The organism is uncultured Chitinophaga sp. (assembly GCF_937898475.1).
GTDB lineage: Bacteria > Bacteroidota > Bacteroidia > Chitinophagales > Chitinophagaceae > Chitinophaga.
Window position 1 is genome coordinate 205,437 of sequence record NZ_CALEJS010000040.1, and the last position, 13,500, is coordinate 218,936.

A 13,500-nucleotide genomic window follows, 5' to 3' on the forward strand; every position below is an offset into this window, starting at 1 on the left:
AAGACAAACAAATTTTTCAGATGAAATCTGATAAGCAAAACATCCGGCACTTAAGCTTGCCGGCCCTGCAGGAGTATTTCAAAACCATTGGAGAAAAACCCTTCCGCGCAAAGCAGGTGCATGAATGGCTGTGGCAGAAGCACGCCGGCAGCTTTGAAGCCATGACCAACCTTTCCAAACAGCTGCGCGGCTCCCTGGAAGAAAATTTCAGCCTCCCTGCATTACAGGTGGATCATACCCAGCATAGCAATGACGGCACTATCAAAAGCCGTTTCCGCCTGCATGATGGCCACCTGGTAGAAGGCGTGCTGATCCCGACGGAGAACCGGCAGACGGCCTGCGTATCTTCCCAGGTAGGCTGCAGCCTCAGCTGCAAGTTCTGCGCTACCGGGTATATGGACCGCAAACGTAACCTGGATTTTGACGAGATCTATGATGAAGTGGCACTGCTGAACCAGCAATCCCTCGAGGCCTCCGGCAAAAAACTCACCAACATTGTATACATGGGCATGGGTGAACCACTGCTCAATTATAAGAACGTGCTCCAGTCTATTGAACGCATAACAGCAGAAGACGGGCTGGCCATGTCGCCCAAACGTATTACCGTTTCTACCGCCGGTGTGGCCAAAATGATCCGCCAGCTGGGAGATGACAAGGTAAGGTTCAACCTGGCCCTGTCTTTACATGCCGCTAACGACAAGAAGCGCAGCGAGATCATGCCCATAAACGACAGCAACTCACTGAAAGTACTGATAGAGGCCCTGAACTATTTCTACAAGGCTACCCAGAACCAGATCACCTTTGAATATATCCTGTTCAAGGACTTCAATGACTCACTGAAGGATGCTGATGAGCTGATCAAGATCTACCGCCAGGTACCTGCAGACCTCATCAACATCATCGAATATAATCCAATCGATAAAGCCCGTTTCCAGAAGCCGGAGGAAGATGCCGTTGAGCAGTTCATGGCTTACCTGGGTAAAAACCGGGTGAACGCCCGCCTCAGACGCAGCCGCGGTAAAGATATTGACGCCGCCTGCGGACAGCTGGCCAATAAAGGATAAGATTATCACCTGTTCAACATATGGAAAGATCGTGGCAATCATGAGCTTTCAAATAAAACATTCAAATAAGAACGAATGAAGAAACAAAAACCCGCTGCAAGCAAAGGGTTCTCTCCTTTCAAAGAAAGTAAGGGCAGTAGTTTTAAACTCAATGACAACGCAGACCGTAAACGGGAAACCGGTGACAAGCCCGCCCGTCCAGCCCGCGGTAACCAGCAGGCTGGCGGTAATAAAAGAGCCGCGAAGCGGGATGAGGATAACAGCAGCTTCCATGGCAATTTCAGTGACCGGAAAGACAAGCGCCCGGCCCGGGAAACACCCAGCGGTTTTAACCGGCAGAAGTTCTTTGACCGCGCCAATGAACGTTTTGCCGACAAACAGGCCCGGAAAACCGAACGTAAACAATTTAAACAGGAACAGGAAAGCCTGGGCGGTAAACCGGAACGCAAAGCTAAACACAACGCCCCGCCCGCTGAAAGCGAAGGCATGCCCCTGAATAAATATATTGCCCATTGCGGGCTTTGCTCCCGCCGTAAGGCGGTAGACCTGATCAAGGAAGGAAAGGTGACAGTGAACGGTAAACCCGTACTGGAACCTGCTTTTAAAGTAACCGGTAAAGATGCCGTGAAGGTGGCCAACAAAGCTGTCTCCCTGCAGAAAAACCTGGTGTACATCCTGCTAAATAAACCCAAAGGCTACATCACTACCACCGACGACCCGGAAGGTCGTCAGACGGTAATGGAGCTCATCGCAGACGCCACCAATGAAAGAGTATTTCCGGTGGGGCGCCTGGACCGCAACACCTCCGGACTGCTGCTGCTGACCAATGACGGTGAGCTGGCACAAAAGCTGGCCCATCCCAGGCATAATATCAAAAAGATATATCACGTAGGCCTGGACAAAGCGCTGACCAAAGCAGACTTTGAACAGATACTGTCCGGCGTTACCCTGGAAGACGGGGTGGCACTGGTAGACGCCCTGGGTTATGTGGACAGTAAAGACAGAACCCAGATAGGTATTGAGATTCACAGCGGCAAAAACCGTATTGTACGCCGTATCTTCGAACACCTCGGCTATAACGTGGAAAAGCTGGACCGTGTAATGTACGCGGGGCTTACCAAAAAGAACGTTAACAGGGGTAAATGGCGCCTGTTGAGTGAAAAAGAGGTTATTATATTGAAACACTTTAAATAACAGCGGTTGGCTTTTAGCCTTTAGCTAGTTACCAGAGCGGATCAAAGCTAATAGCTAAATGCCAACAGCCAACAGCTCCCTTCAGATATGCGTGTAAACGACTGGCTGATCAAAATAACAGACGACTTTATAGTATTAAATAAGCCTGCAGGCCTGCTCACCATACCCGACCGGCATGACGGCGAGATACCCTCCCTGCAAACCTTACTCAAAAAGGCTTATGGTAACATATTCACCGTTCACCGGCTGGACCGGGATACCAGCGGGGTTATCCTGTTTGCCCGTAATGAAGCGGCGCACCGCTATTATTCCCAGCTGTTTGAATCCAGGGAGATTCGGAAATACTACCTGGGACTGGTAACCGGTCAACCGGAACCGCCGCAGGGCAGTATAGATGAGCCGATCATGGAACATCCCGTGCAGAAGGGAAAGATGGTGACTAACCGGAAAGGCCGGCCCGCCCTCACCGACTACGAGGTGCTGGAAACTTTCGGGTTGTACAGCCTGGTAAAGCTCCAGATCCATACGGGGCGCACCCACCAGATACGCGTACACATGAAACACCTGGGGCATCCCATTGCAGTAGACGAGCTGTACGGTAAAGCAGTACCCGTACTGCTTTCTGCTATCAAGAAAAAGTACAAGCTGGGAAAGTTTACAGAAGAGGAACGCCCCCTGTTAAGCCGCCTGGCCCTCCATGCCTGGCAGCTGCATTTTACAGATCAAAATGGTTTGGCACATGAGCTGGAAGCGCCGCTGCCCAAAGATATGCAGGCGGTTGTGAGCCAGCTCCGAAAGAGTAAAGGGCCGATTATTTAGTCCAAGGACCGCGGACTTTTTATGACAAAAAAAAACGGGGAAAAATCCCCGTTTCGTAAAAATCAAAAACCAACCATTAAAAAATCTTATATAATATCAAGTTTTATCTTATATCAGTCTAATGTACTGAAAAATCCTAAGAAATCATCAATTGGCCGCTATCCTCATGAGTAAAAACCAATTACCCATTTGTGCCGGCCCCTGATATCCTTCTTTTGCTGATCTGCCGCAGGTGGAGGCTTCCTGAACCATCGCATCACTATCCTGATCCACTTTTGCATAACAAACCATTTTATTTATTTGTTCGGTTGCGGCGTTGTTCTCAGGTAGGGCTTAATGATCTTATGCCCTTTTGGAAAACGCGCAGGAATTTCGTCTGTAGGCACTGCCGGTACCACTATCACGTCTTCTCCATCCTTCCAGTCGGCAGGGGTGGCAACGCTGAAATTGGCGGTCAGCTGCAGGGAATCTATCACGCGGAGCACTTCAAAGAAGTTCCTTCCTGTAGAAGCGGGATAGGTGATAGTCAGTTTTACCTTCTTATCCGGTCCTATTACAAACAGGGACCTTACAGTAAAGGTTTCTGACGCATTCGGGTGGATCATACCATAGAGGTTGGCCACTTTCTTGTCTTCATCTGCTATGATCGGGAAAGTTACTTCGCATTGCTGCGTTTCGTTGATATCGTTGATCCAGCCAAGGTGCTTTTCCAGCGGGTCCACGCTGAGGGCCAGCACTTTAACGTTGCGTTTGGCAAACTCGTCCTTCAGCAGGGCGGTTTTGCCTAATTCTGTGGTACAAACCGGCGTATAATCTGCCGGGTGCGAAAAAAGGACACCCCAGCCATTTCCGAGGTACTCGTAAAAATCAATATCCCCCTGGGTGGTCTTCGCCTGGAAATTAGGCGCTATGTCTCCTAGTCTTAAGCTCATGGTAAGATTGTTTTTAGCTGTTAGCACTTAGCTATTAGCAGTTAGCTATAGGTACTGTTTCGTTTAAAAGCTGGCAGCCGGCTGCCAATAGCTTTTTGCAGATTCAAATGTAATAATTTCCTATAAATATTATAGACTTTAGGGTTGTTTTTTGAAAAAAATTTCCCTACCCCGGGCGGGGTAGGGAAAGGTGTTAACAAACAACTGTGGATCAGGGGAATGGCGGGGTTAACGCAGCAATGCGGTAAAGGATAAAAAGGAACTGCATAGTGGGGTTTCTCAATCGGGGTTATGTGGCTATTCAATGTTGTTGTTTCCAGGCATGATAGGCCATGGTATATTTAAGATCGTCTGTCAGGTTGGCTTCCTGGCGGGCAGCAGCGTCTTCAAAATCCAGCTCCAGGTAGCCCAGGTACAACTCATAGCTTTTACCCAGTAAAGCCAGGCACTGATCTATCTCCTGCTGCGGTTCCGCGGCGGATCTGGCTGCAGGTGGCGCCGGTGCTACCCTGGTAATGTAATAGCACTCTCCTTCGGTATACTCTATCCATTTGCCATGCTGCTGCAGACGGGGGCGGCTAAGCTGGAAGCTGATATTATCGAACACCACGGCTTCTCCACGGCCGGCCTCCAGGTCTATCACCTCTGGGATATTGCGCATATCTTCCAGGTGCTGTACAATGCTCATCTGGATATTGTCATCCTGGTGACCGCTGTAACGCAGCATGTCGTTCAGCACATCGTAATTGGTAATGAAATCACAACGATGCCAGCCATCCTCCTTCCGGATATTACCCCAGAAAGTCAGGTAATTGGATTCATCCAGTATGATCTGGCTGATGGATATTGCCTCACATGTGGTTGCTGTTGCTGTATTGACCTTATTCATATCGTCAGGTGTTTATAACGATAGCAAAACTATCAGGGCAAAACGCAGGGAATTTGCGTAGTGACAAATCGAAATACCAAATACCAAAAAACAAATACCAAATCCCAAATTCCAAATCCCAAACTCGAAATGCAGGGATCTCCTGTAATTTGAAATGGGATGTTTGGTACTTGGAATTTGGTATTTGTTTTTTGGAATTCGGATTTTGGGATTTGGTATTTAGCGTTACATTTAAGGTTCAAAAAATCAATCATGCCAAAGAATAAAGATGCACTTTCACGCTATCGGTGGATAGATGAGCGGCTGCGCAACAAGCGCCTGCCCAAACCTACCCTGGAAGCGCTGATAGCTTATGTGTCAGAGAAAATGGATGCATCTATCTCCACCCGCACTATCCAGAAAGATATCCAGGACATGCGCCAGGACCCTGAGCTTAATTATATGGCCCCTATTGTATATGAGCGCAGCACGGGTACCTATCGCTATGAAGACGAATCCTACTCTATTGGTAACTTACCTATTGAAGAAGCCGATCTGCAGGGTCTCGAGATCGCCATCGGCATACTGGAGCAGTTCCGCAGCCTGCCCGTTGTGCAGCAGTTTGAAGACGCCATCCTGAAGATAGCCGCCAGTCTTAAAATGAACCGGCAGGCATTGGAACATAAAGGCCTTATCAAATTTGCCCGGGCTACCCAATACAAAGGAGCAGAACATATACCGGAGATAGTGGACGCGATCAAGAACCTAGAAGTGCTGCGCATTGCCTACCAGAGCTTTGACCGTAATGAACCCAAAGAGCACTGGGTAGAACCCTACCACCTGCGTGAATACCAGCACCGTTTTTACCTGATCGGTAAAAGTCAGAAAGCAAAGGGCGGCACGCTGCTCACCTTTGCGCTGGACAGGATCGTGAAACTATGGCCCACCAACAAACAGTTTGACGAGAAGAATTTTGACGACGCCAGCTATTATCAGCACGCCATCGGCGTTACGGTAACAGAAGGAGAACCACAGCACGTAGTACTGTCTTTTACTCCGCACCAGGGCAAGTACATTAAATCACAGCCGCTGCATGCCACACAACAGGTGCTCGCAGACAATGAACAGGAATGCCGTATATCCCTCAACGTTGTAATCAACCATGAACTGCAAATGTTGTTACTGAGCTATGGTGCCAACGTAAAGGTACTGGAACCCCGGCAGCTGGTGGATAAAATGGCAACGGAAACTGCCGCTATGAAAGCCCTGTACCAATAGCTGCAGCGCATTGTACAGTACGCTCCTGCCAAAGAATAGTACGCATAACAGACAACCTTTTTTGAGTTCCGGCGTATTACATAGTAGAACCAAAATCCACTGTCATGCGTACCATTCATTCCTTCCGCCCCAAAGCAGTGGCGATCTGTACAACACTTCTTTTTATTTCGTGGTCATTTAACGGATGTAAAAAACATGATGATCCACGCCCCAAAAAAACGTACACGGTGAGCGCAAAGCTCAACGGCGCCAATGAAGTGCCCCCGAATGCCAGTAAAGGGGTAGGCGTTTTAAGCGGCACTTACAACAGTGCCAACCGGCAGCTTTCATACAGGGTTGTGTGGACACTGCTCACCGGTGGCGCGCAGGCCGCGCACTTTCACGGCCCTGCGACACCTGGCGTAAATGCAGGCGTCCAGGTACCTATTATTGGTTTCCCTGCAGGAGGTGATGGAATGGTGTCGGGGAAAGCTACCTTAACACCTGCACAGGAAGCAGATATGCTGGCAGGCAAATGGTATGTGAATGTTCACACCGTTAAGTATCCGGGTGGGGAGATCAGGGGTCAGGTAAAAACTGTGCCCTGGTAATAAGCCGGGTTATCCAAACTGAATGCTGTACTACTGAACCTGAACGCTGAACGCTGCACGTATTACACGCAAAGCGTTCAGCGTTCAGGACCTCTTTATTTTTTGGGCATCTGGAAAAGCGTGTCATCTACCGGGTTATTCACTTCCATTTTAGTGAAGCTGATTTTGGTGCCACCCGGCTCCTGGGAAACAGAACCCGGATAGGCGTACCCGTTACTGGTCTTTTTATAATCGGAGAAGGTAACAGCAAATTCTGCTGCCTGCCCATTAGCCTTTACCTGCCCCTGCATTCTATCCAGGTAATAAGTAGCTGCATCAATAAACAGGTGCACCTCTGTACCATCAGGATGCGTAACTTTCAGCTTGTAGGCTTCCACACCGCCAGTGGTTTCTTTACCTTCCAGTGTTACCTTTTTTCCTTTTGCTTTATAGTCAAACAACTCCCCGGCCATATCAAGGCGGGGCTGCATGATCTTTACCATAGCAGAGTCCATTGGCTTGGGATCAGGCATGCCCATGATGGGCATCTGCATCCAGCCGCCGGTGCGGGTGGCCACCTGAACATTGGTATTGCCCATTACCTCCAGTTCCATACGCACGGCTTTATCATTTACCACCCATAATTTTACCGGTACTTCCATTCCATGCATTTCCATGATGCCTTCTGTATACGAGGTTTTCATTTCTTTCAGCTTATCCTTTCCGCCCATTGCAGCGATGTGTTTATTAACAATCTCATCTGCAGATTGCGCCTTTGCATGGCCCACCGCCAGCGCGGATATAAGCAGAAAGGTAAACGCCTTGTTTATTTTCATATAATCTGTTTTAAGCTTTACAAATTACAAGAATTACACCAATTACCGTTCCCTACAGTTATTTTATATTTAATTACTGGCCTATCTTTATTCAATGAACTCTTTCCAGCTTTCCGGTAACCTGATCGATATTCTGCAACAGCAGATATATCCTGCAACTATACATATTGAAAACGGGCATATCCGCCAGATTGTAGCCAATAGCAACAGTTATGATCAATACCTGTTGCCGGGTTTTGTAGACGCACATGTGCATATAGAAAGTTCTATGCTCACCCCGGCGGCATTTGCAAGGCTCGCGGTAGTGCACGGTACGGTAGCTACGGTATCAGACCCGCATGAGATTGCCAATGTGCTGGGCGTGGAAGGAGTGAACTACATGATCGACAACGGGCTGCAAACACCTTTTAAATGCTGCTTCGGCGCCCCTTCCTGCGTGCCCGCCACTACCTTCGAAACAGCGGGCGCCACCGTGAGTGTGCAGGACGTAGAAAAACTGTTGCAGCATCCTGAGATCAGGTATCTCTCTGAAATGATGAACTTTCCCGGTGTACTGCAACAGCAGCCAGAGGTAATGGCCAAGATAGCCGCCGCACAGCAGGCAGGCAAACCCGTAGACGGGCATGCGCCCGGACTGCGTGGTGCCGCTGCACAGCAGTATATAGCGGCGGGCATCAGCACAGACCATGAATGCTTTACACTGGAAGAGGCCCAGGAAAAGCTGCAGTACGGCATGCATATACTGATACGGGAAGGTAGCGCCGCCAGGAACTTCGATGCGCTGATCCCACTGATGCATGATCATGCTGAAAAAATGATGTTCTGCAGCGACGACAAACATCCCGACAGCCTGGTGGAAGGCCATATCAATGTGCTGGTTAAAAGGGCGCTGGCCTACGGTATTGACCTTTTCAAAGTATTACGCGCCGCCTGCATAAACCCGGTGCTGCATTACAAGCTGGGCACTGGCCTGCTGCGCGAAGGCGACCCGGCAGACCTGATCATTATCGACCATCCGCAGCATTTCAATATTAAAGCAACTTACATCAATGGCATACAGGTAGCCGACAACGGTAAAACGCTGATAGCCCCTGTAAAAGCGGCCATTATCAATAATTTTAACTGCCGCCTGCAGGAGGTATCCGATTTCCATATTGCAGTCAATGCTAAGAACGGGGATACCGTCCAGGTGAATGTAATTGAAGCGCTGGACGGGCAGCTCATCACCAACCGCATCCGGGCTTCACTGACTGTCAGCAACGGCGCACTTCACAGCGATCCCTCGCGGGATGTATTGAAACTGGCGGTTGTAAACCGCTACCATCCTGCTCCCGCAGCACTGGGCTTTATCCGCAACTTCGGCTTTAAGAACGGCGCTATCGCATCTTCCGTGGCGCATGACAGTCATAACATCATTGCCGTAGGCGTAGACGATGAGAGCATCTGTGCCGCCGTCAATGCCGTGATCAGGGAACAGGGCGGCATCAGTGTAGCCAGGGGCAGTGAAGTAGAGGTATTGCCACTACCGGTGGCCGGACTAATGAGCCACCTGGACGGGTATGAAGTGGCCGCACAATACAGCGCGTTGGACAAAGCCGCCAAAGCGCTGGGCAGCCCCCTGGGTGCTCCTTTTATGACACTCTCGTTTATGGCTCTGCTGGTGATTCCCCACCTGAAATTAAGCGACCAGGGACTGTTTGACGGGGATAGCTTTCAATTCACTTCCCTGGCAGGTTAATTTTTCTGGCAGGCAGCATGTAACAAAATCATGACAAATTATACTAATGCTGAAAAGTAGGCCCTGCATTTGAATAACAAGGAAAAAGAATTTCTGGAACTGATTGAGGCCCATAAAGGGATCATTCATAAGATATCCAAAATGTATATGGACACTGCAGAAGATCAGGAAGATCTTTTCCAGGAGATCATATACCAGCTTTGGAAATCGTATGACTCATTTCAGCAGCAAAGCAAATTCTCTACCTGGATGTATCGCGTGGCCCTGAACACCGCAGTAGTGTTCTTTAAGAAAGGTACAAGAAAGATCAATGGCTCAGCAACCATACCGGAAAACATGGCAATGGAAGAAAGCTCCTTCGCTGCTAAAGAACTACAGCTGGCACACTTTTATAAAGCCGTTCAAAAACTGGAACGGATAGAGAAAGCACTGATATTCTATCATCTGGAAAACTACTCCCATAGAGAGATCGGGGAAAACCTCGGCATCAGCGAAGTGAATGCAAGGGTAAAGCTCAGCAGAGCGAAAACCAAATTGAAAGAACTTATTAAACTACAGGGTTATGAATTTTGATGATCTGCAATCCGCCTGGCACAGCGACAAGGGAAATGATATTGTAGTACCTGACAGTGTAGCAAAGTTAAGGTCTGCGGTAACGCCGGTACAACATATCAGAAGGAATATGCGCAAGGAATTTGTTGTGATGCTTGTCATCATCATTGCCTTCCCGTTCTTCCCGCTGACAGTTGCCAAAGGCCTGGCCCTTGTTCCCTTTTACGCCATGTATGCTGCCATGGTGATCCTGACCGTATTCTACTTTATCAAATTTTATCTTTTCTATAAACGCCTGGACACTGTTACGCTCAATTCAAAAGACAGCCTGTATGAAGTATACTACGACATCAAGCTGAATATTGAAATGTACCGGTCTTTCAACTATGCCATCATACCCCTGTTACTGCTTTACCAGGTAATGGTGATGATCAGCCTTCCCTCCAGGGGCGCAGCGTTCGCCAACAGGAATGTCTATTTCATTATCATCTTCTCCGTCACATTCCTGGTTTTCATGGGGATCATGCTGGTATTTGTTGAATGGTGGATAAGCTATTTCTACGGCAGCTACCTGAAGCAAGTGAAAAAGGTGCTTGATGAGCTGAAAGAGGAATAGCCCGCTTTAAGATTGCCACAGTGCCCCGCCAACACTATCCTTTTGCGCTCCTGTAACAGAGGATAATACATTCGGCTCCTGCCGCCAGCGCAATGCCCCTATCAATGCCATGATCAACGCCTCCTTGTACTTGATGGTCTGCTCATCCGGCACTACTACCTTTATATTCAAAGGCTGCAGCCGCTCCTGTAACAGTTTTACCATAAACCGATTGAACGCACCGCCACCAGTGATCAGCAATTGCTGTTCTTCCTGCGGCACTAGTCCCTGCTGTAGTTTTTCCACCGCCTTTGCTACCTGCACGGCTATATGATTGGTGTAGGTATTCAACCTGCCCTGTACAGACAAGCGGGCACGTTGCACCAGCGGCAGTACAGTACCGGTGCCAAATTCGTTGGCCAGTGATTTGGGCCAGGGCATTTCATAATAGGGCAATGCGTTCAGCGCTTCCAGCAATGGTTTATCGGTAAGTCCGCCGGCCGCCAGCGCGCCGTTTTCATCATATTCTCGGCCCAGTTCTGCCGCCAGGGCATTCAGTACCCGGTTAGCCGGACAAATATCAAAGGCAATAAAGGTCTCTCCCTGGCGGGCAGATATGTTGGCAATGCCACCCAGGTTTAAATAGTATGCATAACCAGGCAGCAGCAGTTGCTCACCTATAGGAACGATCGGCGCTCCTTGTCCGCCGAGGGCTACATCCATGGCGCGCAGATCGCTGATCACCGGCAAACCGGTAACCGCCGCAACAGCGGCACCCTCTCCCAGCTGGGCGGTCATTTTTTCACCGGGCAGGTGAAAGGTAGTATGCCCGTGCGATGCAATGAAATGTACCTGGTGATCCAGCTGGTGCCTTGCAATGAACTCGTTAACTTTCTGGCCGGTATAATGGCCGTAACGGCTGTGCAACAGCAGGTATTCCATTGCGGGCAGCGCAGTGGCGCCGGACAGCTGCGCTACCCACTCCGGTTCATAGGGCAGGCATTCCGCTACCCTGATCTCGTATTCCCATTTGCCCCTTACTTCGGTCAGCTGCACAAAGGCTATGTCTAACCCATCCAGTGAACTGCCTGACATGATCCCTATTACGTTATATACCATGCTGAAAAATTTCAGCAAATATAATATGGAATTTTACCCGCCGGCTGCATCCTGTTGGCAGATCAAAACAATTCGTTATGCACAGATACCTTTTTCTGCTTTTACCGGCCTGCTTTAATGCCCTGTTGGCGCCCGCCCAGCAGCAACGTATGATCACCGGAACCGTACAGGATGCCGCCAGCCAAACCCCCTTAGCCGGTGTAACGGTCTCTCTCCTTGGCTCCCGCCAAGGCGTCACTACCGATGCAAAGGGCGCCTTCAGTATTGCTGTACCCCAGGGAAAGGCGTCACTGCGGGCTTCCTATATAGGCTACCAACCACAGACGGTCGTAGTGAAGCCCGATGAAAAAGAGGCCCACTTCAAACTGGCTATTTCAACAACGATACTGGCAGAACAAGTTATGGTGGCTGCATGTGTACAGACCAGTAAGGGGTGGTTGAAAAGATCCCGCGCTCTCGGCTACAGCCCGGGCCGCGGCAACATCCGCCATTACAACACGGAAGATTACAGCCCTATCAATGAAAATGATTTCCACACGGCCAAAGATCAGCCCCTCAGCACCTTCTCCATTGATGTGGACCGTGCGGCCTACAGCAATGTGCGCCGTTTCCTGAACAGTGGCCAGCTGCCCCCTGCCGATGCGGTACGTGTTGAAGAAATGATCAATTACTTTGACTATCAATATAAAGCGCCCACAGGGCCCGACCCCGTAGCCATTTACACCGATATGGCCGTTTGCCCCTGGAACACGAAACATCAATTGGTGCGCATCGCACTGAAGGGCAAGACCGTTAAAACGGAAGATATTCCCGCTTCCAACCTCACTTTCCTGATAGATGTTTCCGGTTCCATGGAATATCCCAATAAGCTGCCCCTGTTAAAACAAGCCCTGAAAGCACTGGTGCAGCAGTTAAGACCGGCTGATAAAGTAGCTATTGTAGTGTACGCAGGCGCCGCCGGACTGGTATTACCTGCCACTCCGGGCAGTGAGAAAACCACCATCCTGGATGCGCTGGATAAACTCCAGGCAGGCGGTTCTACCGCCGGGGGCGAAGGCATCCTGCTGGCGTATAAAACGGCTGCATCCAATTTCATCCGTGAGGGTAATAACCGGGTCATACTGGCTACAGACGGTGATTTTAACGTGGGCGCCTCCAGCGATGGAGAACTGCAGCGTATCATAGAAAAGGAAAGAGAAAAAGGTATTTCTCTTTCCGTGCTGGGTTTCGGAATGGGCAATTATAAAGACAACAAACTGGAACTGCTGGCAGATAAGGGCAATGGTAACTATGCCTATATTGATAACTTTGAAGAAGCCCGCCGCACATTTGTAACAGAATTTGGCGGTACGCTGTTCACCGTTGCCAAAGATGTAAAACTGCAGATTGAGTTCAACCCCAGATATGTAAAGTCCTACCGCCTTGTAGGTTACGAGAACAGGCTGTTGCAGAACGAGGATTTTAATAATGACAAGAAAGATGCAGGCGACATGGGCGCCGGCCATACCGTAACCGCCCTTTACGAAATTATTCCCTTAGGGGCGAATTCAGGCTCCGCGAGCGAAGTAGACCCGCTGAAGTACCAGCAGCGTCAAATGGTGAACAACAACAGCCAGGAAGTGCTGACGGTGAAACTGCGCTACAAGCAACCGGCAGACAGCCGCAGCAAGCTGCTGAGCCAGGTGCTACATTACCAGGTGCAGGATATTGACCAGGCGCCGGCAGACTTCAGGATGTGCGCTGCGGTAGCCGCCTTCGGACAACTGCTGCGGAATTCTGCCCATAAAGGAGCAACCAGTTACACCCAGGTATTGGCCCTGGCGTCCAATGCCAAAGGCGAGGACCCTGAAGGCTACCGCTCTGAATTTATACAGCTGGTGAAAAAAGCGGCTTTGTTAAAACAATGATCCCCATACCTATATACAATCATCCTCTC

At 49.5% G+C, this 13,500-nt stretch carries 13 protein-coding genes; 9 read left to right on the top strand and 4 right to left on the bottom strand.

Annotation, left to right across the window (positions count from 1 at the left end; genetic code table 11):
• Positions 1 to 20: 20 nt before the first annotated feature.
• The 3 genes from rlmN (at position 21) to Q0577_RS24120 (ending at position 3,077) form a co-directional block, all read left to right on the top strand.
• The gene (gene rlmN / locus Q0577_RS24110; RefSeq protein ID WP_298740910.1) at positions 21 to 1,064 is read left to right on the top strand and encodes a 23S rRNA (adenine(2503)-C(2))-methyltransferase RlmN; all 1,044 of its coding nucleotides are present in this window, start codon (positions 21 to 23) and stop codon (positions 1,062 to 1,064) included.
• Between the two features lie 75 nt (positions 1,065 to 1,139).
• Entirely contained in the window at positions 1,140 to 2,258 is a 1,119-nt protein-coding gene (locus Q0577_RS24115; RefSeq protein WP_298740911.1) for a pseudouridine synthase, read from the top strand.
• An 87-nt stretch (positions 2,259 to 2,345) separates the two neighbouring features.
• On the top strand, positions 2,346 to 3,077 hold the full coding sequence (locus tag Q0577_RS24120) for an RluA family pseudouridine synthase (RefSeq protein WP_298740913.1): 732 nt from the start codon (positions 2,346 to 2,348) through the stop codon (positions 3,075 to 3,077).
• A 296-nt stretch (positions 3,078 to 3,373) separates the two neighbouring features.
• Here the strand turns inward: Q0577_RS24120 and Q0577_RS24125 are convergent, their stop codons facing one another.
• Both Q0577_RS24125 and Q0577_RS24130 read right to left on the bottom strand, forming a co-directional pair.
• Positions 3,374 to 4,009: a peroxiredoxin gene (locus Q0577_RS24125; protein ID WP_298740915.1), complete on the bottom strand. Its 636-nt coding sequence runs from the start codon at positions 4,007 to 4,009 to the stop codon at positions 3,374 to 3,376.
• Positions 4,010 to 4,310: 301 nt separating this feature from the next.
• Positions 4,311 to 4,898 carry a hypothetical protein gene (locus tag Q0577_RS24130; protein WP_298740917.1) on the bottom strand — a complete coding sequence of 196 codons (588 nt, stop codon included), beginning with the start codon at positions 4,896 to 4,898 and terminating at the stop codon, positions 4,311 to 4,313.
• 252 nt (positions 4,899 to 5,150) lie between these two features.
• Here Q0577_RS24130 and Q0577_RS24135 point away from each other — a divergent pair, with 252 nt between their 5' ends.
• Together Q0577_RS24135 and Q0577_RS24140 are read left to right on the top strand one after the other, a co-directional pair.
• Complete coding sequence (locus Q0577_RS24135) at positions 5,151 to 6,155, top strand: WYL domain-containing protein (protein WP_298740919.1); 1,005 nt, start codon at positions 5,151 to 5,153, stop codon at positions 6,153 to 6,155.
• Between the two features lie 104 nt (positions 6,156 to 6,259).
• On the top strand, positions 6,260 to 6,745 hold the full coding sequence (locus Q0577_RS24140; protein ID WP_298740921.1) for a CHRD domain-containing protein: 486 nt from the start codon (positions 6,260 to 6,262) through the stop codon (positions 6,743 to 6,745).
• A gap of 95 nt (positions 6,746 to 6,840) precedes the next feature.
• Here the strand turns inward: Q0577_RS24140 and Q0577_RS24145 are convergent, their stop codons facing one another.
• Positions 6,841 to 7,560 (bottom strand): hypothetical protein, encoded by a 720-nt coding sequence (locus Q0577_RS24145; RefSeq protein ID WP_298740923.1) that lies wholly within the window; start codon positions 7,558 to 7,560, stop codon positions 6,841 to 6,843.
• Positions 7,561 to 7,654: 94 nt separating this feature from the next.
• Between Q0577_RS24145 and ade the strand changes: the two genes are divergently transcribed.
• The 3 genes from ade (at position 7,655) to Q0577_RS24160 (ending at position 10,466) form a co-directional block, all read left to right on the top strand.
• Positions 7,655 to 9,298 (top strand): adenine deaminase, encoded by a 1,644-nt coding sequence (ade, locus tag Q0577_RS24150; protein ID WP_298740925.1) that lies wholly within the window; start codon positions 7,655 to 7,657, stop codon positions 9,296 to 9,298.
• A 69-nt stretch (positions 9,299 to 9,367) separates the two neighbouring features.
• Complete coding sequence (locus tag Q0577_RS24155; protein WP_298740927.1) at positions 9,368 to 9,871, top strand: sigma-70 family RNA polymerase sigma factor; 504 nt, start codon at positions 9,368 to 9,370, stop codon at positions 9,869 to 9,871.
• Positions 9,861 to 10,466, top strand: coding sequence for a hypothetical protein (locus Q0577_RS24160; protein WP_298740929.1), 606 nt, complete (start codon positions 9,861 to 9,863; stop codon positions 10,464 to 10,466). The genes Q0577_RS24155 and Q0577_RS24160 overlap by 11 nt, the downstream gene beginning before the upstream one ends.
• Before the next feature lie 6 nt (positions 10,467 to 10,472).
• Here the strand turns inward: Q0577_RS24160 and Q0577_RS24165 are convergent, their stop codons facing one another.
• Positions 10,473 to 11,564 carry an anhydro-N-acetylmuramic acid kinase gene (locus Q0577_RS24165; RefSeq protein ID WP_298740931.1) on the bottom strand — a complete coding sequence of 364 codons (1,092 nt, stop codon included), beginning with the start codon at positions 11,562 to 11,564 and terminating at the stop codon, positions 10,473 to 10,475.
• Between the two features lie 77 nt (positions 11,565 to 11,641).
• Between Q0577_RS24165 and Q0577_RS24170 the strand changes: the two genes are divergently transcribed.
• Positions 11,642 to 13,471, top strand: a complete 1,830-nt coding sequence (locus tag Q0577_RS24170; RefSeq protein ID WP_298740933.1) for a von Willebrand factor type A domain-containing protein — start codon at positions 11,642 to 11,644, stop codon at positions 13,469 to 13,471.
• Positions 13,472 to 13,500 lie beyond the last annotated feature (29 nt).

What these genes read in the sequence shown, in the direction of transcription:
- rlmN (WP_298740910.1), top strand. Translation starts at nt 21, where the DNA reads ATGAAATCTGATAAGCAAAACATCCGGCACTTAAGCTTGCCGGCCCTG.
- Q0577_RS24115 (WP_298740911.1), top strand. Translation starts at nt 1,140, where the DNA reads ATGAAGAAACAAAAACCCGCTGCAAGCAAAGGGTTCTCTCCTTTCAAA.
- Q0577_RS24120 (WP_298740913.1), top strand. Translation starts at nt 2,346, where the DNA reads ATGCGTGTAAACGACTGGCTGATCAAAATAACAGACGACTTTATAGTA.
- Q0577_RS24125 (WP_298740915.1), bottom strand. Translation starts at nt 4,009, where the DNA reads ATGAGCTTAAGACTAGGAGACATAGCGCCTAATTTCCAGGCGAAGACC.
- Q0577_RS24130 (WP_298740917.1), bottom strand. Translation starts at nt 4,898, where the DNA reads ATGAATAAGGTCAATACAGCAACAGCAACCACATGTGAGGCAATATCC.
- Q0577_RS24135 (WP_298740919.1), top strand. Translation starts at nt 5,151, where the DNA reads ATGCCAAAGAATAAAGATGCACTTTCACGCTATCGGTGGATAGATGAG.
- Q0577_RS24140 (WP_298740921.1), top strand. Translation starts at nt 6,260, where the DNA reads ATGCGTACCATTCATTCCTTCCGCCCCAAAGCAGTGGCGATCTGTACA.
- Q0577_RS24145 (WP_298740923.1), bottom strand. Translation starts at nt 7,560, where the DNA reads ATGAAAATAAACAAGGCGTTTACCTTTCTGCTTATATCCGCGCTGGCG.
- ade (WP_298740925.1), top strand. Translation starts at nt 7,655, where the DNA reads ATGAACTCTTTCCAGCTTTCCGGTAACCTGATCGATATTCTGCAACAG.
- Q0577_RS24160 (WP_298740929.1), top strand. Translation starts at nt 9,861, where the DNA reads ATGAATTTTGATGATCTGCAATCCGCCTGGCACAGCGACAAGGGAAAT.
- Q0577_RS24165 (WP_298740931.1), bottom strand. Translation starts at nt 11,564, where the DNA reads ATGGTATATAACGTAATAGGGATCATGTCAGGCAGTTCACTGGATGGG.
- Q0577_RS24170 (WP_298740933.1), top strand. Translation starts at nt 11,642, where the DNA reads ATGCACAGATACCTTTTTCTGCTTTTACCGGCCTGCTTTAATGCCCTG.